We start from the raw sequence: 22,806 nt of genomic DNA, 5'->3' as shown, positions 1-22,806 counted from the left end.
ACCATCTTCATTAAAGCTATAATCATCACCCTGATACTTCTATAAATAACTATAAATGCTTTATTAAGATACCTTTACTCTATCTTAATTCCTTATTATTAAATCTAAATATTAATTTTTCCTCATGGACAGTTTGTCCTGTAGATTCATCATAATTATTATTTGTATAACTGCTTACAGTTTTTCTCCAGAATTTCTGCCCTTTTAAATTCTTTGGTAAATGGTTTGTATATAGTTCCCATCTCCCTTGAAATTTATCAAATACTTGTTTTGCAGCAATTTCTCCTATATTTTTACCTCTATAAGGTCTTAATAAAAAGAATTCATTAACATAATAATCACTTGTTTTCGGTGCATATGGCTTGGTAGCTATAAGAATAAATCCTGCTGGTTTATCATCCACCCTAATAATATATGGAAACAGTACATTGGCCTTCTCAAACCATATATTTTGAACTTCATATTGATCTGCTAATGTTTTCATAGGCTCCTCTTCGTATATTCCATATTCATTAGGCAGGTCCCCACAATGTTCTGATAAATCGTGCAAATATAATGGATATATATTTTTAATAATATTTGAAGTTTCATTATTAGCTAAGACAGTAGTAATTTTCATTTTAGTCCTCCTTAACTTTATTATAGTTAATATTTTCTTGCTTTCATAAGGAACAAAGAATAATTATTCTTTTGGCCTTCTATAATTTTTTCACCATAAAAAAATGTATTTGCTTGTATATCTTTAAAACCAGCACTAATTAAAATATTTTTCAAAGCATCTTGATTAAAACCATTATGACCATCATAATCCGGATAATTCTTATGAAAGCTACCATCTTCTTTATCCAAATCTACTATACATAAATAACCATCTTTATTAAGTAATTCATAAAAAGTCTTTATTATAGCCTCAGGTGCAATACCATAGAATTATAGATAACATCAAATTTCATATCTATTGAATTTCCGCTTAATGGTTTTTCGTTGAATTCTTGATACTTACCAAATCTTTTACCATATATAATTCCCCTTCTCATAAATATTAAATGCAATGGTTTTACTAATGAGACACTATATTTTACGGGTACGACATTTAAATCTGTTGATATAACTTTCCTCTAATATTTAGATTCACCATATTAGAGATGTATCTGGCATTATAATTTTAAATAATATTATTTTTCACCAAACTGTCTATAAAAATGAACAGTTTGTACTATTTCAAAACCTAGTGATTCATATAAAGAAAGTGCTTTAGTATTCCATTCTAAAGCACCAAGCTGAATAAGCTTTGCACCTTAGCTTAATGCCTTATTGATACCAAACTGAGTAGCTTTCTTTCCATATCCTTTTCCTTAATAAGATGGGGTAACCATTATGAAGTCTAAGTTTCCATCTTCTACAAAGATAGATGCAACTAGCTGTTCATTCTCAAATAAAACATATATAGAATCCTTGCTTTTTAATCTATTTTCTCTATCTTGCTTACTAGTAGGAATAACATATGGTTGTATATCATTTTCTTTTCTTAGCTCATAAAAGCAATCTTTCACAAGCGTTACGTATTGATCATAGTATTTATCTTCATAAGGTTCAAACTCTATATCTACATTAGGCTGAATTATTCCTCTATAATATAGTTCATTGTAGCCAAACCATTTTTTATAACCTAGCCTTTTGTAGAATGAAGTTTCCTTGTCTTTGTCCACACTAAACTCTGTCAATAGAAGATTTGGCTTTATTTCTTGTAAATACTTTGACATTTCATTATATAAAGCTGTACCATTTCCTTTTCTTCTTGATGGAGCTTCTACATATAAATTAACGTCGTATCTTTTAGTTTCTTTGTTACATACGCTAATATATGCAAAGCCGCGTATACCATCTTCATTAAAGCTATAATCATCACCCTGATACTTCTATAAATAACTATAAATGCTTTATTAAGATACCTTTACTCTATCTTAATTCCTTATTATTAAATCTAAATATTAATTTTTCCTCATGGACAGTTTGTCCTGTAGATTCATCATAATTATTATTTGTATAACTGCTTACAGTTTTTCTCCAGAATTTCTGCCCTTTTAAATTCTTTGGTAAATGGTTTGTATATAGTTCCCATCTCCCTTGAAATTTATCAAATACTTGTTTTGCAGCAATTTCTCCTATATTTTTACCTCTATAAGGTCTTAATAAAAAGAATTCATTAACATAATAATCACTTGTTTTCGGTGCATATGGCTTGGTAGCTATAAGAATAAATCCTGCTGGTTTATCATCCACCCTAATAATATATGGAAACAGTACATTGGCCTTCTCAAACCATATATTTTGAACTTCATATTGATCTGCTAATGTTTTCATAGGCTCCTCTTCGTATATTCCATATTCATTAGGCAGGTCCCCACAATGTTCTGATAAATCGTGCAAATATAATGGATATATATTTTTAATAATATTTGAAGTTTCATTATTAGCTAAGACAGTAGTAATTTTCATTTTAGTCCTCCTTAACTTTATTATAGTTAATATTTTCTTGCTTTCATAAGGAACAAAGAATAATTAATCTTTTGGCCTTCTATAATTTTTTCACCATAAAAAAATGTATTTGCTTGTATATCTTTAAAACCAGCACTAATTAAAATGTTTTTCAAATCCTCTTGCTTAAAACCATTATGACCATCATAATCCGGATAATTCTTATGAAAGCTACCATCTTCTTTATCCAAATCTACTATACATAAATAACCATCTTTATTGAGTAATTCATAAAAAATCTTTATTATAGCCTCAGTATCCTGAATATGGTGCAATACCATAGAATTATAGATAACATCAAATTTCATATCTATTGAATTTTCGCTTAATATATCTAAATGATAAGGTAGCATGTTATTTACTTTATATTCATCAATTTTGGATTCCAGTATATCTATCATTCCTTTTGATGAATCAACAAGCGTAATGTTTTTAAATTTATCATAAAGGTTAAAGCTTACAAGACCAGTTCCACACCCAAACTCCATAGCAGAATAATTTTTATCAATAGCAATGGCTTTGCTTATTTCATTGGCAATTATCTTTGCTCTATCAATTCTTTCATCAGTGTCCCAAGTTTTAGCGTAATTATCAAAACTCATTGTGTTCCCCTCCTAGATTTACTTTTGGATTTTTATAGCTCATCCTTATAAAGTCATATACAGTTCCATCGCATTCTTCACTATTTTCGTAAGCAAATCCAAAACCATATTTTTCATATGCCTGTCCCCTTTTAAAGTATCGCAATTAAAACAAACTTAATTGCTCTACCTCATATGGTCTTTTATAACCCTCTATAATATCCTTCATCTTATATAGTATATTTGCTTTGTCACACTCTTATTTAAAAATTTGCCATAATTCATTTGCCCTTTTTGAGCGGCACTCATAGGAATATCCATATTCCTTTGGATAGTATCCTTTCCAATGGTAAGATTGTAACCCCTCCTCCATATTAATAAGAACATAATATAAGAAGATTTCGAACTAAGAATACAATTTTTCTTTCACACATCGTAGAAGTTTGTTATTCTTTCACTTCATGTAAAATGTTTAATTTTGCTAATTCTTCGTATTCCTCATCTTCTAAATTCATATATGCAAAATGTTCATGAGCACAAATTGCTAATATTATTCTTTCTTCCTTGTAAAAGGTTAAGTCTTCAAATTCAGTAGCTTCAATTTGATGAGGATATACAAATAACTTACTCATATTTGACATTATTTTCCTAAATGTATCACCTATTATAAAATAACACATTTCAAACGCGGGTCCTCTAGATACAGGCGTCACTCGTGTAAACTTAGTGTATAAAAAATCTGCTGTCTTTGCATTAAAATCCTCATATTTTTCATCTTGGAACTCCTCACCTTCTAATTGGAACGCTTCATATCCTAATGAAGTAAAATATGCTAGTTCTTCTTCAAAATGATGATTTAAATATTCTTCCGCATCCATTTCTGTGTCACAGTAATCATCTATTAGGTCTCTATACCCATTAATGTTTTCATTATAGTCGAGCCGGCTTTGTTTATGCTCTGCAAGAATTAATGATTTATCTTCTAACTGCATTTGATTAAATTCTTCTTGTGTAAGTTTACCCAAATGGTCCCTTGATAAAGACAGTTTATTGCATTTCCTACCAACAAATAATAATAACTCATTGAGTTCCTTCCCATTTAAGTCTTCATTTATAAAAATTTTTTTCATACTTTCCCTCAATTCATCATTTATAGTCTTTCTTTGCTTCATACTTTATTACAAGTTTGACATAACTCTTTAACTGAGAAATGTCTTCAGATATCGCCGATATGCCCTACACCTATCAATTTTTACACTTTTTTTGACTTCCCATTATTCGCAGGTGACAATATGCTCAACACTATCCCTCAAATTAAGTAGCTTATCTGCAAAAAAGCTTGGATATGCAACATAATCTTTTAACTTATCAATTGGTAACCAATGCATATATTCACGTACACCTTGTGAATAGCTGTTGCTATCCAACTCTTTTGTACCTCTTGATTTCATTATAAAATAAAATGCAATTTCATGGCTCTTCAAACCATCAAAAAAATTCTCATGAATAAACGCTAATCTGTCAACTTCATATGCAATTCCCGTTTCTTCAAATACTTCTCGCTTAACTGCATCTTCTGCTCTTTCTCCTAAATGTACTCCACCACCTATAGAATAATAGTAAGAATTCAATTCATTTTTTGCGAAAAGAACACATCCATCTTCAATAATTATTGCTGCAGCCCGATATCGGAACCAGCTATCTCCATTTTCAAATCCACAATCCATTACACTCACACCTTTCTTCTATATAAATATTCTTTAATTAACTATATTTTACAATTTATACATATTATGTTTACCTTTTAGTCAATTAGATTTTAATTTTTTTCAGCACTCCCATTATAGACATAACCTGTCCAGTTTAATTGATTTCATTAGTAATTCTTACAGTTGTTTTTGACGAACTTCAAGAATATTCCGAATTTAACTTACTTCGAATTATGCTCATTCCATGAGGTTAGTAATTACTTTATTTAACTCCATACCCGCACCTTCATGTTCATTAAGAAATAACCTAAAACCAAATTTCTGATAAAAAGGTTCTTTACCTTTTGAGGACATCAATCCAATTATTGTACATGAACCTGGAACACTATTTTTTTCTATATATCCAAGTAATTGCTCCATGATTAATGTACCTATTCCTCTTTTTTCATACTCAGGAATAACTATTAAGTCTTCTATATACCATATGAGAGCGCCATCGCCAACCAAACGACCAATCCCTATGATTCTATCGCCATCAAAAGCAGCCATATGAAATATGAAATTTTTTACTGCTTTTTCCGCCTGTAGTATCGTTGTATTACCCCATCCAATTGTATTACGCATATTATATAATATTTCACCTGTCAAAGAATAATGTTTACACACGATTCCCATAACAACCACCTCCCAACATACAAAGTATAAATAATCTTAAGTTCGCAATTATTTACATATCTGACCTAACTTCATATATAATAATAATCTAATTAATTTTGACAAATTATTTGAGCTCTTTTGAAAAAACAACTGTATCTTTTATTGCTATTCCCTCCTCATTAAATTCAACTTCTATGAGGGCAATCTCATTCAATTTACCATGAATTTTATTTAAATTAATTTTACAATACTTAAATGCTTTTATCATATTATCCTCATCTAATCTACTGGCAATTGTGCAATGTGGACTCCAATTGCCTGGAAGATAAAATGAATTTTCATTTACATTGAATTCTTTAAAATAGTCATGATGACGATTATGAAAATGAAGTAATTCAGTTGATAAGGTCAGAGCAAGAAACAAGGTTCCAGTATTAATAAAGGTACCTAATATATTTAGAGATATAGCTACTTTTGACTTGTCCTCATAGAATTTACTAACTAATTCCACAAATCTATCACTATCTAAATTATCATAATCTGCAATAGTGATATGTGGCCTCCTACCTTTTGTGTCTACACCATATTGTGTAATATTATTTTCACTTAAATCTTTCCATAACTTTTTAAAACATGATTCAGTTTCATTGTCTAAATAACCTACAAGTGCATAGCCATACATAAATTATTCCCCCTCGTATTCCTTGAGATCACATAACAATTCCAATTGTTATGCCCCTTAAAATCATAGAATAAAGTCATCGCATCTTCCAATTTTTCATTTTGTTAGAGGAAGTTCCCTATACCCTCTTACGTTTTTCCTTCAGTGCCTCCATGAAGGATTTATAAGCAAATATTGGCAACACCATTTGCCTACGTAAGCGAGACGGCTGAATTATTAATCTATATAACCATTCCAGTTTTAGTTGTTGCCATTTCTGGGGAGCACGGGCTGTTTTTCCTGAAATTATATCTAAGCTTCCACCTACTCCAAAGGCAACCTTGACTGGTAGTCTGTGTTTATAATTATAAATCCATTTTTCAGCCCTTGGTGCACCTAGGGCAACTATTAATATATTGGGTCTTTTACTCTCAATATCTACAAGAATTTCTTCCTCTTGCACATTATCAAAGTAGCCATGATGTCTGCCAGATAGAATTATATTTGGATATTCCTCTAATATATTTTCCGTTGCTTTCTTATTGACCTCTTCATCTGCACCTAAAAAATAAAAGGACCAACCTCGCTTATTTCCCATTTTCAAAACTTCTAGTAACAAATCAACTCCAGTAACTCTTTCAAATAATGGCTGGCCCTTCCACCTCGAAGCTAAAACTATTCCTTCACCGTCTGGAGTGATTAAATCTGCCTCATTAAAAATAATTTGAAGTTCGGAATCTTTTTGCGCTTGCAATACTATTTCGGGATTTCCCGTAATAATATTAAAAATTGATTGATTATTACAGTCAATATTATTAGCTATAATATTGACTGTTTCTTTCATATTCATTTTGGAAAATGGTACCCCTAAGATAGTTACATTATCTAACATCTTTTCAACCTCCTCTGAATTGCTTATTTTATATAATACTTTAATTATAAGTTTAATAATCGCATCGAATTATAAAAATGAATACCAGACATATTATCTACCCTAGCAATATATCTATTAACTTCCTCAATTTCGCACCACATAATATCATCCACAAATTGCTTTGCCTTAACAAAAGAAATGAAACATGCAAGACAATATTTTACTAACCCTTCATCACCAATAATTTTTTCCCCAAGTTCTTTCGCACATATAGGGCAATAATTAAATTTCATAAAATATCTCCTTACCAGTAATCTGCACAAATTATTTCTATATTTTCTTGTAAATTATGTAATAAATTTCACTTTATTGAATTGCAATATTACGGCTTAAAAAGTTACTTTTATAAGGTCTCTAACCATTTCTTTACGCTTTTTCCACCACTTAGAATAATTACGTTTTTATCATCTTTAATAGCTTCATTAAACAGTTTTTGCCTTTCATTGTTCTTACTCGGATAATCAAACATAATATATTTTACAATGTTAATATCAATTTTTTCTATACACCCCTCAGAAATATAAGGACGTACAGTACCCCTATGTTTAAAATATCTTCTCAAAAATCTATACATGCATATTACTCTATTTATTTTCAAGAAAATAATAGTGTCGCATTGACTATACCTACCATCTTTTTTGCAATCATTAATCCTGTTCCCCTCATATATCCACTTATCCTTTTCTGTTATGCATTTAGTTATTTCAATCTGTTCATTTATTGGGCGTTCCTTCCAACTCTCCATCCAAAAAATTCTATCGTTATAATAAACTGGTACATCCAGTTTATTTCCAATAACATTAGCCAAAGTAGTTTTTCCTGACCCAGATGAACCAAGTATCCATAACCTCTGCATCACAATTACCCCCCCATTATTAATTTGCAATAATATTCAAGTATTTACTAATTCATAGTTTATTTGTATGCAAATTATAACATTAATTTGTATATAATGCTATAATATGTATATAGTATTTAATTACTATGCACTAGTATTTCTATAAACAAATTTTATATTACATCTAAAAACTCCACTTCAAGAAGTAAGAAAAGTTTTAAAGTACACTTGAATATGTAGCAGTATCCAGTTTTAATTCTTATAATCTCCTAAGAAATAAAATAAACTGTTATTACATCACTTTGTAATAACAGTTTATTTATTATAGAGTATAATTCTTCACAGCTATAAAACCTAACTATATTTTATATCTTGTTCTATATGGCATATCTTCGCTATTATTCCCCTTTATAGGATCTTCCACACATTTCTTTGTCCTCAGCATCCTCAAATATGTTAAAATAATCCAGAATCTCTATGCCAAAATCTATAAATGATTTCCCCTTAGCTGTAATAACGTTTTCATGCCTTACTACTTTTTCTTCTAAATAGTTTTGTCGTGGGAAGCAATCTTTTATTCCATTTTCCTTGAAATAATCTTCACCTAAAGTTGTAGTGTATGAATGACCATCTAATATACCTGCTTTGGCTAAAAACTCTGGAGCAGCACATATTGCACAAATTAATTTTTTATCTCCATGTAGCTTTTGTATTAGTTCTATTAATTCCTCTCTACACTCTCTTCCAAATCCTCCTGGTATAATTAATCCTTCTACATCATCAAGATTAATAGCTTCTTTTACTGTTATTTCAGGCATGTACAAGAGCTGGGAAATAGCTTTAGTTGGTGCTTTTTCATAACCCACGCTAACTATTTCTTTCTCTGCAATCCCGCCTAACATGTGACAAGCTAATACAGTCTCAAAGTCCGCCATGTTTTCATAAATAAAACATAATATTTTCCCCATTTTTTAATATCCCCTTTCTAATCTATTATATAACATTAAATATTATTTAATCTTACTTAAATTTAATTTTATCAATATTACAAATAAATACAAGGCAAAGAATTATTCTATTCGTTCTTTATCAGCTTCAGATAATTTTAAACTCCCAAATCTCACCTTTTAATTCTCAACTGCTTCTAGTGTCACTGATACAATTTCGGGTCTATTAAATATCCTCTGAGGAACAATGCTATTGCCAAGACCTCGGCTTACCACCATAACAGTATTGTTTTTTTTATACATTCCTTTATAATATTTTGGCCAAAAGCCTTGATTTGGTGCAATAATTCCACCTAAAAAAGGTAAAATAACTTGTCCACCATGAGCATGTCCTGTAAATGCCAAATCTATATTATTATGAACATAAAGCTCAAAAAGTTCAGGTCTGTGCGAAAGAAGTATTTTAAATCTTTTTTCATTATTAACAGCAAACAATTCCTTTTTCATTATATCTGAATTCATATAATCTTCAGAATGTCCAGTTGTATTAAAGGCAGGGTCATCAACCCCTAAAATAAGAATTTTTTCTTTATTTTTTTCATAATATAGTGATTCATTTCTTAGAACTATTACTTCTTTTTCTTTAAGTTTTTTTTCTAGAGATTCAAATTTTCCAGACCAGCCTTCATGGTTTCCATTAACATAGTATATGGGTGCTATAGAATATATTTTATCAATAAAAGACAACGCATTTTCCTCATTGTATTTTTGTTTATCCACTAAATCACCTGTAATAACTATAATGTCAGGCTTTTGTGATTTTATTTTTTTCACAAGAGTATTATTGTCTTTATAAAAGATTTTGTTATGTAAATCTGAAATTTGGACTATCTTAAAGTTATTAAAGGCTTTTGGAAGCTTGCTACTTTTTACATTATATTTAGAGATTACTATATTATTATTCTCAAAATATGAAAAACAAACTAAAAATATAATAATCGAAATAAATATAATATATTTTCTATCTAAAAACTTTTTAACCATACAAATTATCATTTCCTTTCATAATTGCTAGAACTATAAATTCAATATGAGAAAAACGAAGCAAGATACTGGAAACAGTTTCTCACTTCTAAAAACCTATTTTTTCACTTTAAATATACAAGATTTTGTAGTTATTGACAAGTTCCCATTTTCTTTAATATAATCCTCCACATACTTCGTGAATTCTTGCTTTTTGCGTCCTACAAGTATCTCTCTACCCCTCATCGTTGAAGCTACATATGAAACTATAGGTTCAGCCTGAGGTACCACAATTTTTCCTTCAAAAACCTGCATTTCAACTTCACTAAAGTATTTCTCCAGTAAGAGCCTACCACCCTCAAATTCAAACCTATCACCCATTCCTAAGTTATTAAGGCCTATTTCAGGGTCAAATTTTTCTATAAGTTCATAAAGCTGCGCCATTGCTCCACGTCCATTGGTAGTTGCATAAAAAGTTCCACCAGCAGCAAGAACTCTTTTTATTTCAGATAAAGCCTTTTCTATATCTGGAACATGATAAAGCATATGTCTTGCAATTACCACATCAAAACTGCCCTCTTCATAGGGAATATCTTGTATATCGATTTCTTTATATTTGAAGTCATAATCTACCTCTGCCAACGTGTTTTTAGCACATTCAAGCATGCCCTTAGAAAAATCAGATAAAGTAATATTCCAGTCTTTATTTAATTTATATTTATTTCTTTCCCACAAACCTCCAGGTCCACAACCGAGTTCTAGTATTTTCGCTTTGCTTTGAAAATCCATTTGATTAAAGCACCAATCATTCCAATCCACCTTATTAATATTATAACTGTGTAAATTTAACCTTAAATTTAAATTTTTATCATCTTTATATTGCTCTTTTATTAGTTGTTTATTAATTTCAATATTCTCCATAATTGCCTCCTAAATATTTTTTTGTATTATCTTTTCTTAGCTTCAAGAACTCCTGAATCCTTCGTAATAAACATATAGTCTTCTTTTTCTATGATATTTCTAAATAATTCTTCTAGCTCTTTAAAATCTTTTTCATTTAAAATTTCATTTAAATTACCTGGCGCTGAAAGAACATAGTCCATCAAGGGCCCCACTTCTGTTACTTTTAAAGAATCTTTATAGCAATAAAGCTGCACAGGATAAAACCATTCCTCTAATTGTGTTTTTCCATCCTCAAGTTTGAATTTATGGTTCTTTCTAATGTAAGAAAAAGTTATTTTATCTCTAAAGTTTTCTACCATACTAAAAAGTTCCTCCATATGCTTTTTACCATTGGTGCCAGCATAAAAAAGTCCATTAGATTTTAAAACTCTATTAACCTCTGAAAAAACTTTTTCCCTGTTTTGTATATAGTAAATCACATGATTTGCAATGACGATATCAAACTCCGAATCTCCAAAGGTAATATTTTGTGCATCCATAACTTTACATTTGTTCTGTTTCATTAATTGCTTCTAAAATGTGTGACATATGCTCCATTTTTCTTTCTATAGCATGCCTTTGTATATTAAGAGAATGCTTAAAGTCGGCCTTATCTGACTCCTCTTTCATTACCACTTTTATCTCTTCTAATGAAAATCCCATAAATTTAAGAGTTAAGATTTTTTGAAGCACCGCGAAATCCTGATTACTATAAAGTCTATAGCCTGATTCACTGTATTCAGTAGGCTTAAGCAAATCCTTTTTATCATAATATCTTATTGTTCTAAGTGTAACCCCTGCTTTTTCAGCAAATTTACCTGCAGTATAGAATTTACCTTTTTTAGAATTCATTTTCATCACCCAACTTTATTATAAACAGTAACCTTACGTCACGGTCAAGACTTTTTTGCTTTGTTAAAGAATGGAACTGCGCTTTTTATTATGGTAACTACTATATTGACAATAATATTATGACTTTGTTCGCACCTAGCTATAACTTCATATTCAACAACTATAGGCCCCTTTAATTATACAGTAATCTTTTAACAATAAACTACATATAGTATATATATTTACTTTTGCTTATATTTCATAGATAATAAACTTATGTTTTACAAATCAAGGAGGTGTCCATACATGTATTCCATAAAGAAACTAGACAATGCCCAAATAACTGACTTAGCTAAAATACGTGCTAATTCCTTCCCTGCAATTTCTCTCCCACTTGAAAAACATGCTGAAATAATGAATGTTCAAAATGAATATGACTTTATGAATTTCTATGGTTTATTTAATGAGGAAAATCTTATAGGTGGAATGAGATTACATGATTTTAAAATGAATTTACTTAATCAGAAAATCCTTGCTGGTGGGGTTGGCTCCGTTGCTGTAGATTTACTTCACAAAAAAGAGAAGGTTGCTTTAGAAATTATTAAATTCTTTATTTATCATTATAAAGAAAGAGGAGCATCCATGGTTTTACTGTATCCTTTTAGACCTGACTTTTATAAAAAAATGGGATTTGGTTTTGGTACAAGCATTAATCAGTTTAAAATTAAGCCTTGTGATCTTCCAAAAGGAAATTCCAAGAAAAATATTAAGTTCTTAAGTAAAGATCATGCTGAAGAAATGTGCAAATTTTATAACAGCATTGTAAATAAAACTAATGGTCTTATGGAAAAATCACCAAAGGAATTTAAAAACCTTTTTAACTTTGAATCCACAAAAATTGTAGGATACAAAGTAGGTAATACAATTTTAGGCTATTTGGTTTTTCACTTTCGAAAGGGAGAAACTGGTTCTTTCGTTGTAAATGATATTTTTGTATCTCAAATGCTGTTTGAGAATTCTGAGGTCTTCCTGGAGCTCATGACTTTCTTAAATTCACAAGGTGACCAAATAAGATATGTGATAATAAACACCCAAGATGAAAACTTTAGATTTGCTTTAAATGATCCAAGAAATAATTCTGATAGGATTTTGGTGTCTTTGCATCATGAATGTAGTACCCAAGGAACTGGTATAATGTATAGAGTTATTAATATTCCTAAGCTTTTTGAAGATTTAAAGGATCATAACTTTAATAATATAAACTGCAAATTAAAACTTTCTATACTAGATAGTTTCATTCCCGAGAACTGTGGTAGTTATGTAATCCACTTTAATAATGGTAATTCTTTACTTGTTGAAAATGATGATTACGATGTGGAGTTGACTATGGACATTGCTGATTTTTCTTCATTGATCACTTGTGCTGTTGACTTAAAATCTTTGTACAAATATGGACGTGTACGGTTATCTGATGAAGGCTATTTAAATACTTTAAATGTACTTTTCTCCTCTGATGAGAAGCCATTGTGTATGACTGATTTTTAAATACATAAAAAAAGGTGCGAACTCATATAAATTATCGCACCTTTTATTGTTAAGTTAGAATATAAGACACTCTTTAAAACCTACTACTGACCTTCTCCATTACAATAAACTTGAAATCTTCATCTTCAATATATTCACCACATTTTTTAAAATCCAATTTCTCAAATAATCTCAAAGCTGGTTTATTACCTTCACCAGTTTCAATATATATCCTATCTATGTCCATATTATTGAATATATAATCAGTTGCTGTTTTTATTGCAGTATAAGCAATTCCTTTATGCCAATACCTTTTATCACCTATAGAAATTCCCATTTCTCCTTGTTTTTTAAGCTTATCTATACCAAAAAAATTAACAAAACCTATAGCATTATATTCATAATCTGTAATTATAAAGTATTTATATTTTATATCCTCAATATTTTCGCTCATTATTTCAGTATCAAATCTATGACAATAATCCATACATTCTTCGATTAACCCTTTGCTGTTATTAGGTATTGGTCTTGGATCATGCTTATTTAGTTCTTTATCAATTTGCCATGAAAATAGGTTAATTACATCACTTGAACAGATATCTCTTATTACAATCTCATTGTTTTGATAATAAATCATTATAATTTCCCCCTCAAAATATCTTTATTAGATTTACGCTTAATCTCTTACTTATTTTCATGTACCTAATTAATTGTTTTCAACACACCTTATGTTGTTATCATTCTGGGGATCATGTATTCCTGCTCTAATCCAAAATCACCCTTTAAAAATGGATTTTCATCCTCCATTTTGTATTCTCTCATGTTATAATCAATTCCCAACCAGTCAGGATTAAAACCAAATTGAATAATATCTACTCCCTCAAAGTAAAGATATGGCGCAATTTGTTCAAAACTTACAGGTCTTGAAGCAACAATATCATAAATTGTAAGTTTGTTATCTCGTTGATGCGCTACAAGCATTATGTCAAGCAGAGGTATTTCATAGATATTATTTTGGTGACCGTAAATCAAATGAAACCAGTTAATAGAATATTGATTTATGCAATCAAAAACCTTTGAGTATTGAGTACGTTCTTTTAAATACTTATCAACCTTTGGATTAGTTATATTTAGCTTTATCATTTCACCACTATTATTTAGCTTATATTCAATATATGGCTGCTTATAAGTAATAGGTTTAAACCCGAATTTTGGATAGAACCCCACAACACTATCTCCACCATGTAGAAAGCAAGGTGTATCTGGGTATATACTAAAAATATGTTCCATAAGTTTTTTAGATAACCCTTTACCCCTATGTTCTTCTCTTGTTGCTACTGATCCAAACTGTAAATAATCACGTTTCTCACCATTTATAACCATCTTCATTTTAGTCACCGATATATTGGCTAGCATAACACCATCTTCAATTATTGAATAAATCTCATAGTCGTCATTCCAAACATTTTTAGCATGCCATTTGTCAAAACTAAAATCGAATGCATGCATAATTAACTCATTAAGTTGAGCATTAAATTCCTTTGTAGTTGTAGAAGCATTTGTCATTGTTACCATGCTATTCTCTCCTTTTTCACTTTTATAAAAGTATTTATTTATCAAATTTCAACTTATAATTTCTAAAATAACTACAGTGTTTTCTTCATAAGCTTGTAATAGTTGAATTCCTCATTATCAACCTCTATGGTACCTATCTGATTGAATCCACATTTTTGTATTACTTTATTTGAAGGTATATTATGCAGCAGTGCTATTGCATTAAGTTCCTCAATATTAGTTCTTTCAAATAAGTATTTTATTAAAGCTTGTGATGCCTGCGAGGTATAACCCTTACCTCTATAATCCTTTGAAATCGCATAAAATATCTCTCTATTGGGAGGTGGAAGTTCATCTTTAATACAAGAACCACACCAACCAATAAACTCATTTGTTTCCTTTAAGATAATTCCAAGTATTAAACCTTCTTTATCAATACTTGGAACAGCCTGAAAAAACTCTCTATTGTTTTTCATATGAAAATTTATTAGCCAGTCCCTTCGTTGCTGTTTTGTAGCTTTCCAATCTGGTAAGAAATCAGTTATTTCTGGTTGCAGCGTAAGATTATATAGTGCATCTAAATTGTCAATTCCTAGCTCTCTTAAAACTATATCCCTGCATTCTATTTCAAATATATTTTTCATTAATTATTCCCTCCTAAAATTTAATTGTTATCACTTATGTCATATATTTAAATCACTGGCATGAACACACCTCCTACCGTAGTTAAAAGTAAGAATAAAATCATATGTTGCTCCAAACACTATCTCACTTTAAAACCTATTATTACTAACTCATACTTCGCAGGAAAAAAACAGCTATAACACCTTGTAAATCAATGGTAAGATGGCTTAAAACAGTGATAAAATTTGATTTTAAGCTATCTTTTTAGCAGTGAATTTCCTTGAAATATATTTAGGTAGTTTTATAATAAAAGCGGCAATAAAACTATCTATTTGCGCCACAGTTAAAAACAATAATTCTTGCAGCGTTTCTTGTAGAATGTTGAAGATTATTTCTAATACTTCTGAAAATTGAATATCTTTAAGCTCATCAAAAGCTAGAAAAAATATTTCTCCCATTGTACGTGAATCCTTATTATTTCTGTTTTCAACAGCAAGCATCATATATCGAACCATCACAATTGAAGTATGTGCAATCATTGAATCATAAGAAAGACCTTGAAATTCCTTTCCAAGATTCAAATAGGATTTGCATACTTTAAAGAAAACTTCAATGCTCCAACGTTTACCGTAAAGTGTTATAATTTCTTCCTCGGATAAGCTTAAATCAGTAGAAATAATTGCTATCCATTTCTTTTTATTATTACGGTCACGCACAAATACTATTTTTACATCCAATGTATTATTGTTAGCATCATATATTTGTGCCATTACTGATAAAAGATATTTTGATTTCCCTGGACGTTTTCTTTTTTCTTTGTATATCTGAGCTAAAGTTTTTCTTTCACCTTCAAAAATGTACTTTATTTTTGTAGTGTTTTTAAGCCTACCTACAGTATGTAGCTTAAGCTTAAATATTCTAATTATGGTAACAGGATAAGAAAACCAACTATCAAATAATACATGTTTTGCTGGAATGCCAGCCTTTACAGTAGCTTCTAGCATTTCAATCATAACATCTGTAGACTTTGATATTGCTTGTTTTCTACGTTTATATGCAATTGTGTTCTTGTTTAAACCTTCTTTCATTTCGCAGTATCTATTTTTTTGCTTTTCTGAACTTTGTAAGTTAAATAAAATAGGTAAAAATGTATTACCATCAGTCCATCCAAGAGTAAGCATTCTAAATCCTTTTTTATATTTTTGACCTTTGCTTGCATGGTCATTTACATTAGAAAGTAATTCAACATTTTTGCTTCTAAGTCTACCATAAAAAGAATCATCAACAACTATTGCGTTGATACGTTTTTCAGAAGTAAGGTTTACTAAACTCTCATTTATAATAGTTCCTGATAATTTTAACAAGAATGATTGCCAGTTTATGTACATTGAATTTAAGAATCTGTATACTACATCTTTACCAAATTTAGGAGCATTACTTTCAGTTTGATAACTCATATACATGCTTTTGCCTGTATAAACAATCTGAAGTAAATAGCAAAAAATATCACGAACACATATACCTTTTTCTTTATAACAATTTGCTTTTTTTAAAGCACTAATAACCTTAAATTGTTTAATAAAATTCATTATAGACTTCATAAAATCATTTTCATTTTGACTGTTTTGTGGTATATTGTTCATATGAATGAATCCTCCTAAATATGATATTTTTGTATTTGTCACTACTTACATTATATCATTTTTGAGAGGATTTTTCTATATTAAAACACTGTGGATCCTTGATTTTTCAATGGTCTAAGTCATGTTTTTATGTGCGAAGTTTGAGTTACTAATAAATTCACTGCAAAAAAAATAAGGTTGTAACGAAATTAAATTTCATTACAACCTCAGGATTTTTGTTATGCTGCAATACCTCAAATTAAATAGGCAATACTCTCCTATTAACCCTATCACAAAAGACATACTGCATTTTAACAATCTTTATGTGATAATTTGAAGGTATAAAAAAAGCCGCACAGTAAGTACGGCATTTATAATCATAACAAAATACAAATATACAACTTAAAAATAAAACATAATTCTATATTATTTTAAGAAGATTATTCATAAAAGGTATAAACGCTGAAACTATTCCTTAACATTATATTCATCTAAAAAAATGCAACACCAATAAACCTGATATAAACAGATTTTTAACTATGCTTATTAAGCCCTAAGTAACTTTCAACGCCTCTCCAAATAAACTACACACATATATAAGTATGCATCTATACGGTCAGTATTAAATTTACAAAAGATACAATAAATAAACTTGCGTTATAAACAAGCAAAACATCTTTTAGATAAAATATTAAATTGTATTATCTTACAACGTTAAGAATTAGCTTTCTCATATAGTTTTACCTCCATTAAAATAACTTATAACTTTATATTACATTATTTTATATTTATTGTCAATATATTTAACAAGAAACATTTTATGGATTTTATGTTTTAAATCAATAATGTTTATAGATCCTTACCCATCATAGCCATACTATCCCATTCAGTAAAATTATTTTTTAAATAAAACTTACTTGTTTTGTTTTCTTTTGAAGTAAATAGAATAATAGTAGTTACACCAATTCCTTTTAATCGCTTTTCCAATTCATTGAGTAGTTTACTACCTATCCCTTGTCCCTGCAACTCATTAGAAATAAACATTTCTCTCAAATTGTAATGGATTCCATCATAAAATTGTTCATAGTTTCCGAAAATAGCACCTTTTATTTGCTCGTCTTCAACATATAAAACACCTTCAAAATTGGTCGAAATATAAATATCATTTAGTCTTTTATGAGCAGTTTCTAATGTCCATTTATCATTCCAAGGTTCAGAGTTAAAGACTTTTATATAAAGTTCCGAGCATTTCAATATATGCTGATCGTTTATACTAATAATATTATTCATAAATAATTCTCCTTTTGAATTACATTTGCAATTTTCTCTACTTCATTACAACTTTACAAAAGCATCTAATTCATATTTGATTTTTTGATAACCACGACACAAAGACAAAAATCTGCTTCTTTCTATCATTCGATTCCCCCGTATTTTTACTCATATGAAAATAAAATAAGATAAATTTTAACTATATATCAATACTCGTTTCTTAATATAGAAAGCATTACCATATCATGATAACTACCACCCCAATAGCTTCTCTTTCTCAAAACTCCCTCTTTTATAAAACCTAATCTTTCAAGTACTCTAATTGATGCATTATTTTCATTTGATACTGACGCTTCTATTCTATTAACATCAGCCTTATTAAATGTGAAATCAATTACTGCATCAAGTGCTTCGGTCATAATTCCCCTATTCCAATATTCAGGTCTTAAATCATATCCCAAATCTGCTCTTATTTTAGGAATTTCTATTTCACACTTACAAAACCCAATAATTTGAGACTCATTTTTTAAAGAAATTCCCCAGAATATCGCTCGTTTTTGCCTAAATGCCTCATTAAAACATTCAATCAAGTCCTCTGCTTGTTTTATATCCGTAAAAAGTTCAAAGGTATCATACTTAATCACTTCAGGATTACTTAAAAGTTTATATATGCTTTCTGCATCTTGCTCTGTTATTTCCCTCAATACTAATCTTTTAGTGATTATTTTAGGGAATGAACTAAATATATTGCTACTCATATTTCTATAATTCCCCCCCTTAATTTCTCTCACTTTTGTATTTTTTCTTTTTCTCATTTCTCTTGCTTTATTACTTTATTAACTTGTCCTCTAAGTCAGTAAGTAATTTCTATTTTAATTGTAAAATATTATATTATCAATGTAAAAAATAACTATAACCGTTTTCTCCCTATTATTGTAAATATTAAAATTCATGTTAACATTCTGTATAATTGAATAGGCTATGTTAGACATAAATGGTGATATTGTATATATTTTCGCTGAATGTGTTATAATAAGGTATTAAATACATTTATGAGGTGGTTACATGCCAAGTGTGGGAGCTTTAAAAACAGATATAAAAACTCTTTCTGAATTTGCATTACAAGACTTATTTGATTTCATTGGCGAAATAATGACACTTAACTCGTAATCTTCCTAAAGATTGTAGATAATCCAGATTTGCCAAGGGAGAGGTCTGCCCTCATTGTAATTCAACTCATGTTGTTAAGAATGGCAAGTTAAATGGTAAACAAAGATATAAATGTAGGGGTTGTAATAAGACTTTTAATGACTTTACAAAATCTGCATTATCATGCACAAAATTATCTTTAGAAAAATGGATAGAGTACGCTAAATGTATGGTTATAGGATATAGTATAAGGAAAAGTGCTGAAATTGTAGAAGTAGGCGTTAAAACTTCATTTTATATGAGGCATAAAATACTTGATTGTATAAGGAAATTTATGGGTACGGGAGATGTTGATGGTGTTGTCGAAATGGATGAAACCTTTGTTGCTGAGTCGTTCAAAGGCAATCATAAGAAAAGTGGATTTTTAATGCCAAGACATTCTCGTAAAAGAGATAAAGAAATTAAAAAACGTGGTATAAGCAATGAACAGATATGTGTAGCCATAGCAATAGATAGAAATAACAATATTATTCTTGAAATGATATGTAAGGGCAGAGTTGGCTTTAAAGACCTTGAAAGACTTTATGATGGTCACATAGACCATGATTCTATTATTTGTACAGACAGCCATAAAAGCTATATTAGATTTGGTAGAAATCTTAATTTAGACCATAAACGTATTATGAGAAACCATTATAAAAATGGCATTAATCATGTAAATAGTTTGCACAGTCAGTTTAAAAAGTGGATGGATAAATTTAACGGAGTATCAACTAAATTTTTGGCGAATTATCTCCATTGTTTCAAGTGGTTACAATGTTTTAAAGATGATAAAGACATAATAAAAAGCAAAAATATTATAGTTCATAGTACAACAAACTTTGTAGATACCAGAATTGCTACTTACAAAGGTAAAGAACCTATTTTTAGATAATTAAATCCCTTATACTTAAATTTATGTTATAATTAGTATATAAATAAACTATAATTTAGTAAACACCTGTAAAAAAGTGTGCAGTAATTGAATAGTAATAATGGTTGTTTGCATAAAGAAAAGAAAATAGAACATATGATAGGAGGGTTATAGTGAATATATCACAAACGGTATTGATAGTATTTTCAGTAGCGATACTATTGGACAGTATAAATTTATTAACAAATACATCTAAAATATTAGTAAAATCCTCAATAAAATTAAGGACATTTTGTAATTCCAGTATAAAAGGAGCAATCGCTAAAAATTATGCCAAGACAGCTAAAATACTGGGTATACAGGGTATGATAGTGGGAACGATAATTCTGATACTTTCAATTAATATTAATAATCCTCAATTAAATAGGGGTTTAACGAGTTCATATATTGTATTTGGAATAGCATTATTCAACCTATTTATATTAGGATTAGTCATCCCATCAGTTAAATAATTGTATTTTGATACTTTAATAATTAAGAAAAAGTTTATTGGCTTGTCTATTTAGACAAGCCAATTTTATATTCTTTTATCCTCAATATTGTCTAACATAGCCATTGAATAAAGATACACTTATAAAATTATGATTAAAGTATAGGAGTATTGAACTGGGTCAGTTTATTCTAAACGTGGGTGTTTTAGATATTGATGATATTATTTTAAATACATTAAGTTGTATTTTAGGTTTTATTATGTACAAAGTGGTTAAAATCTTCTAACATTTCAATAATGTAATGTAAATGTTATATTAATCGCTTGTTCAAATCTTATAAAACTCTTATAATAATCATTGGACAACAAATTAAAGCATGCACTAGATTTGATATTTAAAATACGGAGGTACACATATGAAGCTTAACCAATTTATAAAAAAACACAGAAATTTAATTTTAATATCCACATTAATTTTAATCACCTTAATATTAGGTTGTAAATATAGACAATATTTATTTGTATTAAAAAGCCCTGAAGAATTTAAAAATTTCATAACTTCCTTTGGATACTATGGAATATTTATTTTTATACTTTCTCAATTTCTTCAAGTAACAATCTTTTTTATTCCTGGCGAAGTAATTCAAGCTACTGGTGGATGGATATATGGCACCCTTGGAGCAACTATTCTTTCTCTTATCGGAATAACTCTTGGATCTATATTACTATTTTTACTTTCAAAAAAGTACGGACGACCTCTTGTTAACAAATTTATTTCTGAAACAAAATTGAAAAATATTGAAGCAGCCTTGAACTCAAAAAAATTAAATCTTATTGTGTTTCTAATTTATTTTTTACCAGGCATACCAAGGGACTCATTAATTTTCGCCTGTGGTATTTCAAAAATGTCTCTAAAAAAATTCCTAGTATACTCAACTTTTGGAAGAATTCCTGCATTAGTACTTTCCTGCTATTTAGGTTCAAACATGCTATCTTGCAGTAAACCATTCCTCTTTTTAATGCTATTTGTTATGGTGTTAATCTTTTTAATAGGAGTATTTAAAGGGGAATATTTACTTGAAAAGCTGAGTAATAATTAAATAACCATCTTTATTATCATTATCTAATTATAACCTTGAGTTGTATTTTATTTTTCTCCAAATGCATATATCACTGGCATATTAAAATGCAACCCATCTATATTTTTATACATTTCAAGTCCATTAAATACCTCTACTTTAAACTCTTTAAATTTATCATCACCTAGCTCTTCTAATGCCTCAAAAACTGCTCTTACTGCATTAGACCACATTTCTTCCCACCATTGTTCTTTAGTTGTATAAATCACATCTGCATTTTCCTTATAAACCTTAATATTTCTTAAACCTGTATTTTCTAATATTTTTCTCACATCTTTGGCTGTATCAAATTTGGGAATACCTGATTTGTTATTTTGATTTGAGGAATCTGTATGTAAATATTTGTTAACTATCTCTGTTAGCCACTTTTGGTCTTCTTGTATCGCCCATATACTAAATCCTACTTGTCCATCTTTTTTAAGTACTCTTAGTATTTCTGTTAATTTACTATCACTATATAAAAGATACCCGATTCCAAACCCACAAATAACATTGTCAAAAAAATTATCATCAAATTCTAATATTTGTGCATTCATCTTTATTACTTTGGCATTATCTATTTTTTGCTTCTCAATATCCTTATGTGTTTCACTTACCATAACTTCTGAAGCATCTATACCTACAGCATATCCTTCTTTTCCTATTTTATTTATTGCAGAAAATAATGAAGCTCCCCTACCCACTCCAATATCTAATATTTTTTTACCTTTGTTAATACTTGAAAGTTCAACTAATCTATTGCCAAATCTCTGCCAATAACCAGGTCCAATTTTACCAAATCTAGTTGCAACCTTGTCCCATACATTCATAAGCTTTTGTTTTTCTTTATTAATCATATAATCTCCTTTCATTTGTTTA

29 protein-coding genes and 1 pseudogene are annotated in these 22,806 nt (G+C 29.3%); 5 read left to right on the top strand and 25 right to left on the bottom strand.

Translation table 11 applies throughout. The annotated features are described in order from the left end of the window. Positions 1–79 precede the first annotated feature (79 nt). The 18 genes from G9F70_RS07195 to G9F70_RS07105 form a co-directional block, all read right to left on the bottom strand. A complete protein-coding gene (locus G9F70_RS07195; RefSeq protein WP_164947510.1) occupies positions 80–619 on the bottom strand; it encodes a GNAT family N-acetyltransferase in 540 nt (179 codons plus the stop codon). 26 nt (positions 620–645) lie between these two features. Further along, on the bottom strand, positions 646–849 hold the full coding sequence (locus tag G9F70_RS07190) for a hypothetical protein (protein ID WP_164947509.1): 204 nt from the start codon (positions 847–849) through the stop codon (positions 646–648). A gap of 506 nt (positions 850–1,355) precedes the next feature. Next, complete coding sequence (locus tag G9F70_RS07185) at positions 1,356–1,880, bottom strand: GNAT family N-acetyltransferase (protein WP_224617812.1); 525 nt, start codon at positions 1,878–1,880, stop codon at positions 1,356–1,358. 79 nt (positions 1,881–1,959) lie between these two features. Further along, positions 1,960–2,499 carry a GNAT family N-acetyltransferase gene (locus G9F70_RS07180; RefSeq protein WP_164947510.1) on the bottom strand — a complete coding sequence of 180 codons (540 nt, stop codon included), beginning with the start codon at positions 2,497–2,499 and terminating at the stop codon, positions 1,960–1,962. Positions 2,500–2,525: 26 nt separating this feature from the next. After that, the gene (locus G9F70_RS07175) at positions 2,526–3,140 is read right to left on the bottom strand and encodes a class I SAM-dependent DNA methyltransferase (RefSeq protein WP_164947845.1); all 615 of its coding nucleotides are present in this window, start codon (positions 3,138–3,140) and stop codon (positions 2,526–2,528) included. Beyond that, on the bottom strand, positions 3,130–3,285 hold the full coding sequence (locus G9F70_RS07170; protein ID WP_224617457.1) for a hypothetical protein: 156 nt from the start codon (positions 3,283–3,285) through the stop codon (positions 3,130–3,132). Before G9F70_RS07170 ends, G9F70_RS07175 begins: the two co-directional genes overlap by 11 nt. A 280-nt stretch (positions 3,286–3,565) precedes the next feature. Then, the gene (locus G9F70_RS07160) at positions 3,566–4,291 is read right to left on the bottom strand and encodes a hypothetical protein (protein WP_224617456.1); all 726 of its coding nucleotides are present in this window, start codon (positions 4,289–4,291) and stop codon (positions 3,566–3,568) included. A gap of 102 nt (positions 4,292–4,393) precedes the next feature. Further along, the gene (locus G9F70_RS07155; protein ID WP_164947847.1) at positions 4,394–4,846 is read right to left on the bottom strand and encodes an NUDIX hydrolase; all 453 of its coding nucleotides are present in this window, start codon (positions 4,844–4,846) and stop codon (positions 4,394–4,396) included. Positions 4,847–5,065: 219 nt separating this feature from the next. After that, positions 5,066–5,503, bottom strand: coding sequence for a GNAT family N-acetyltransferase (locus G9F70_RS07150; protein ID WP_164947848.1), 438 nt, complete (start codon positions 5,501–5,503; stop codon positions 5,066–5,068). Between the two features lie 106 nt (positions 5,504–5,609). Continuing rightward, positions 5,610–6,167, bottom strand: coding sequence for a 2'-5' RNA ligase family protein (locus tag G9F70_RS07145; protein WP_164947849.1), 558 nt, complete (start codon positions 6,165–6,167; stop codon positions 5,610–5,612). Between the two features lie 118 nt (positions 6,168–6,285). After that, positions 6,286–7,038: a WecB/TagA/CpsF family glycosyltransferase gene (locus tag G9F70_RS07140; RefSeq protein ID WP_164947850.1), complete on the bottom strand. Its 753-nt coding sequence runs from the start codon at positions 7,036–7,038 to the stop codon at positions 6,286–6,288. Between the two features lie 44 nt (positions 7,039–7,082). Beyond that, the gene (locus G9F70_RS07135; protein WP_164947851.1) at positions 7,083–7,313 is read right to left on the bottom strand and encodes a hypothetical protein; all 231 of its coding nucleotides are present in this window, start codon (positions 7,311–7,313) and stop codon (positions 7,083–7,085) included. A 110-nt stretch (positions 7,314–7,423) separates the two neighbouring features. Continuing rightward, the gene (locus G9F70_RS07130) at positions 7,424–7,936 is read right to left on the bottom strand and encodes a hypothetical protein (RefSeq protein ID WP_164947852.1); all 513 of its coding nucleotides are present in this window, start codon (positions 7,934–7,936) and stop codon (positions 7,424–7,426) included. A gap of 380 nt (positions 7,937–8,316) precedes the next feature. Then, on the bottom strand, positions 8,317–8,886 hold the full coding sequence (locus tag G9F70_RS07125) for a DJ-1/PfpI family protein (RefSeq protein WP_164947853.1): 570 nt from the start codon (positions 8,884–8,886) through the stop codon (positions 8,317–8,319). A gap of 159 nt (positions 8,887–9,045) precedes the next feature. Then, on the bottom strand, positions 9,046–9,909 hold the full coding sequence (locus G9F70_RS07120) for a metallophosphoesterase (RefSeq protein WP_164947854.1): 864 nt from the start codon (positions 9,907–9,909) through the stop codon (positions 9,046–9,048). A gap of 96 nt (positions 9,910–10,005) precedes the next feature. Continuing rightward, complete coding sequence (locus G9F70_RS07115) at positions 10,006–10,809, bottom strand: class I SAM-dependent methyltransferase (RefSeq protein ID WP_164947855.1); 804 nt, start codon at positions 10,807–10,809, stop codon at positions 10,006–10,008. 26 nt (positions 10,810–10,835) lie between these two features. Further along, positions 10,836–11,354 carry a class I SAM-dependent methyltransferase gene (locus tag G9F70_RS07110; RefSeq protein ID WP_164947856.1) on the bottom strand — a complete coding sequence of 173 codons (519 nt, stop codon included), beginning with the start codon at positions 11,352–11,354 and terminating at the stop codon, positions 10,836–10,838. Further along, complete coding sequence (locus tag G9F70_RS07105; protein ID WP_164947857.1) at positions 11,335–11,682, bottom strand: MerR family transcriptional regulator; 348 nt, start codon at positions 11,680–11,682, stop codon at positions 11,335–11,337. Before G9F70_RS07105 ends, G9F70_RS07110 begins: the two co-directional genes overlap by 20 nt. Before the next feature lie 285 nt (positions 11,683–11,967). On the opposite strand from G9F70_RS07105, the gene eis reads away from it, so the two are divergent. Then, positions 11,968–13,206: an enhanced intracellular survival protein Eis gene (eis, locus tag G9F70_RS07100; protein WP_164947858.1), complete on the top strand. Its 1,239-nt coding sequence runs from the start codon at positions 11,968–11,970 to the stop codon at positions 13,204–13,206. 73 nt (positions 13,207–13,279) lie between these two features. Here the strand turns inward: eis and G9F70_RS07095 are convergent, their stop codons facing one another. From G9F70_RS07095 to G9F70_RS07070, 6 genes are all read right to left on the bottom strand, one after another. Further along, on the bottom strand, positions 13,280–13,822 hold the full coding sequence (locus tag G9F70_RS07095; RefSeq protein WP_164947859.1) for a GNAT family N-acetyltransferase: 543 nt from the start codon (positions 13,820–13,822) through the stop codon (positions 13,280–13,282). Positions 13,823–13,911: 89 nt separating this feature from the next. Beyond that, positions 13,912–14,760, bottom strand: coding sequence for a GNAT family N-acetyltransferase (locus tag G9F70_RS07090; protein ID WP_164947860.1), 849 nt, complete (start codon positions 14,758–14,760; stop codon positions 13,912–13,914). A gap of 71 nt (positions 14,761–14,831) precedes the next feature. Further along, complete coding sequence (locus G9F70_RS07085; RefSeq protein ID WP_164947861.1) at positions 14,832–15,383, bottom strand: GNAT family N-acetyltransferase; 552 nt, start codon at positions 15,381–15,383, stop codon at positions 14,832–14,834. Between the two features lie 231 nt (positions 15,384–15,614). Next, positions 15,615–17,006 carry a transposase gene (locus tag G9F70_RS07080; RefSeq protein WP_164948120.1) on the bottom strand — a complete coding sequence of 464 codons (1,392 nt, stop codon included), beginning with the start codon at positions 17,004–17,006 and terminating at the stop codon, positions 15,615–15,617. Between the two features lie 828 nt (positions 17,007–17,834). After that, entirely contained in the window at positions 17,835–18,275 is a 441-nt protein-coding gene (locus tag G9F70_RS07075) for a GNAT family N-acetyltransferase (protein WP_164946599.1), read from the bottom strand. A 188-nt stretch (positions 18,276–18,463) separates the two neighbouring features. Then, entirely contained in the window at positions 18,464–19,015 is a 552-nt protein-coding gene (locus G9F70_RS07070) for a GNAT family N-acetyltransferase (protein WP_164946600.1), read from the bottom strand. 307 nt (positions 19,016–19,322) lie between these two features. On the opposite strand from G9F70_RS07070, the pseudogene G9F70_RS07065 reads away from it, so the two are divergent. The 4 genes and pseudogenes from G9F70_RS07065 to G9F70_RS07050 all read left to right on the top strand — a co-directional run bounded on the left by G9F70_RS07065 (position 19,323) and on the right by G9F70_RS07050 (position 21,909). Beyond that, positions 19,323–20,340, top strand: a pseudogene (locus G9F70_RS07065) (IS1595 family transposase). 152 nt (positions 20,341–20,492) lie between these two features. Continuing rightward, positions 20,493–20,831 (top strand): hypothetical protein, encoded by a 339-nt coding sequence (locus G9F70_RS07060; protein ID WP_164946601.1) that lies wholly within the window; start codon positions 20,493–20,495, stop codon positions 20,829–20,831. Positions 20,832–20,979: 148 nt separating this feature from the next. After that, the gene (locus tag G9F70_RS27450) at positions 20,980–21,096 is read left to right on the top strand and encodes a VanZ family protein (protein WP_224617810.1); all 117 of its coding nucleotides are present in this window, start codon (positions 20,980–20,982) and stop codon (positions 21,094–21,096) included. 129 nt (positions 21,097–21,225) lie between these two features. After that, positions 21,226–21,909, top strand: a complete 684-nt coding sequence (locus G9F70_RS07050) for a TVP38/TMEM64 family protein (RefSeq protein ID WP_164946603.1) — start codon at positions 21,226–21,228, stop codon at positions 21,907–21,909. A gap of 47 nt (positions 21,910–21,956) precedes the next feature. Here G9F70_RS07050 and G9F70_RS07045 read toward each other — a convergent pair whose 3' ends face one another. After that, positions 21,957–22,784 (bottom strand): class I SAM-dependent methyltransferase, encoded by an 828-nt coding sequence (locus G9F70_RS07045; protein ID WP_164946604.1) that lies wholly within the window; start codon positions 22,782–22,784, stop codon positions 21,957–21,959. Positions 22,785–22,806: the final 22 nt, after the last annotated feature.

The sequence above is a fragment of the Clostridium sp. FP1 genome, from assembly GCF_011065975.2.
GTDB lineage: Bacteria > Bacillota > Clostridia > Clostridiales > Clostridiaceae > Clostridium_AD > Clostridium_AD tagluense.
This window is presented reverse-complemented; position numbering and strand designations above follow the sequence as displayed.

Coding starts and splice junctions, on each gene's coding strand:
- G9F70_RS07195 (WP_164947510.1), bottom strand. CDS start 619: ATGAAAATTACTACTGTCTTAGCTAATAATGAAACTTCAAATATTATT.
- G9F70_RS07180 (WP_164947510.1), bottom strand. CDS start 2,499: ATGAAAATTACTACTGTCTTAGCTAATAATGAAACTTCAAATATTATT.
- G9F70_RS07175 (WP_164947845.1), bottom strand. CDS start 3,140: ATGAGTTTTGATAATTACGCTAAAACTTGGGACACTGATGAAAGAATT.
- G9F70_RS07160 (WP_224617456.1), bottom strand. CDS start 4,291: ATGAAGCAAAGAAAGACTATAAATGATGAATTGAGGGAAAGTATGAAA.
- G9F70_RS07155 (WP_164947847.1), bottom strand. CDS start 4,846: ATGGATTGTGGATTTGAAAATGGAGATAGCTGGTTCCGATATCGGGCT.
- G9F70_RS07150 (WP_164947848.1), bottom strand. CDS start 5,503: ATGGGAATCGTGTGTAAACATTATTCTTTGACAGGTGAAATATTATAT.
- G9F70_RS07145 (WP_164947849.1), bottom strand. CDS start 6,167: ATGTATGGCTATGCACTTGTAGGTTATTTAGACAATGAAACTGAATCA.
- G9F70_RS07140 (WP_164947850.1), bottom strand. CDS start 7,038: ATGTTAGATAATGTAACTATCTTAGGGGTACCATTTTCCAAAATGAAT.
- G9F70_RS07135 (WP_164947851.1), bottom strand. CDS start 7,313: ATGAAATTTAATTATTGCCCTATATGTGCGAAAGAACTTGGGGAAAAA.
- G9F70_RS07130 (WP_164947852.1), bottom strand. CDS start 7,936: ATGCAGAGGTTATGGATACTTGGTTCATCTGGGTCAGGAAAAACTACT.
- G9F70_RS07125 (WP_164947853.1), bottom strand. CDS start 8,886: ATGGGGAAAATATTATGTTTTATTTATGAAAACATGGCGGACTTTGAG.
- G9F70_RS07120 (WP_164947854.1), bottom strand. CDS start 9,909: ATGGTTAAAAAGTTTTTAGATAGAAAATATATTATATTTATTTCGATT.
- G9F70_RS07115 (WP_164947855.1), bottom strand. CDS start 10,809: ATGGAGAATATTGAAATTAATAAACAACTAATAAAAGAGCAATATAAA.
- G9F70_RS07110 (WP_164947856.1), bottom strand. CDS start 11,354: ATGAAACAGAACAAATGTAAAGTTATGGATGCACAAAATATTACCTTT.
- G9F70_RS07105 (WP_164947857.1), bottom strand. CDS start 11,682: ATGAATTCTAAAAAAGGTAAATTCTATACTGCAGGTAAATTTGCTGAA.
- eis (WP_164947858.1), top strand. CDS start 11,968: ATGTATTCCATAAAGAAACTAGACAATGCCCAAATAACTGACTTAGCT.
- G9F70_RS07095 (WP_164947859.1), bottom strand. CDS start 13,822: ATGATTTATTATCAAAACAATGAGATTGTAATAAGAGATATCTGTTCA.
- G9F70_RS07090 (WP_164947860.1), bottom strand. CDS start 14,760: ATGGTAACAATGACAAATGCTTCTACAACTACAAAGGAATTTAATGCT.
- G9F70_RS07085 (WP_164947861.1), bottom strand. CDS start 15,383: ATGAAAAATATATTTGAAATAGAATGCAGGGATATAGTTTTAAGAGAG.
- G9F70_RS07080 (WP_164948120.1), bottom strand. CDS start 17,006: ATGAACAATATACCACAAAACAGTCAAAATGAAAATGATTTTATGAAG.
- G9F70_RS07075 (WP_164946599.1), bottom strand. CDS start 18,275: ATGAATAATATTATTAGTATAAACGATCAGCATATATTGAAATGCTCG.
- G9F70_RS07070 (WP_164946600.1), bottom strand. CDS start 19,015: ATGAGTAGCAATATATTTAGTTCATTCCCTAAAATAATCACTAAAAGA.
- G9F70_RS07050 (WP_164946603.1), top strand. CDS start 21,226: ATGAAGCTTAACCAATTTATAAAAAAACACAGAAATTTAATTTTAATA.
- G9F70_RS07045 (WP_164946604.1), bottom strand. CDS start 22,784: ATGATTAATAAAGAAAAACAAAAGCTTATGAATGTATGGGACAAGGTT.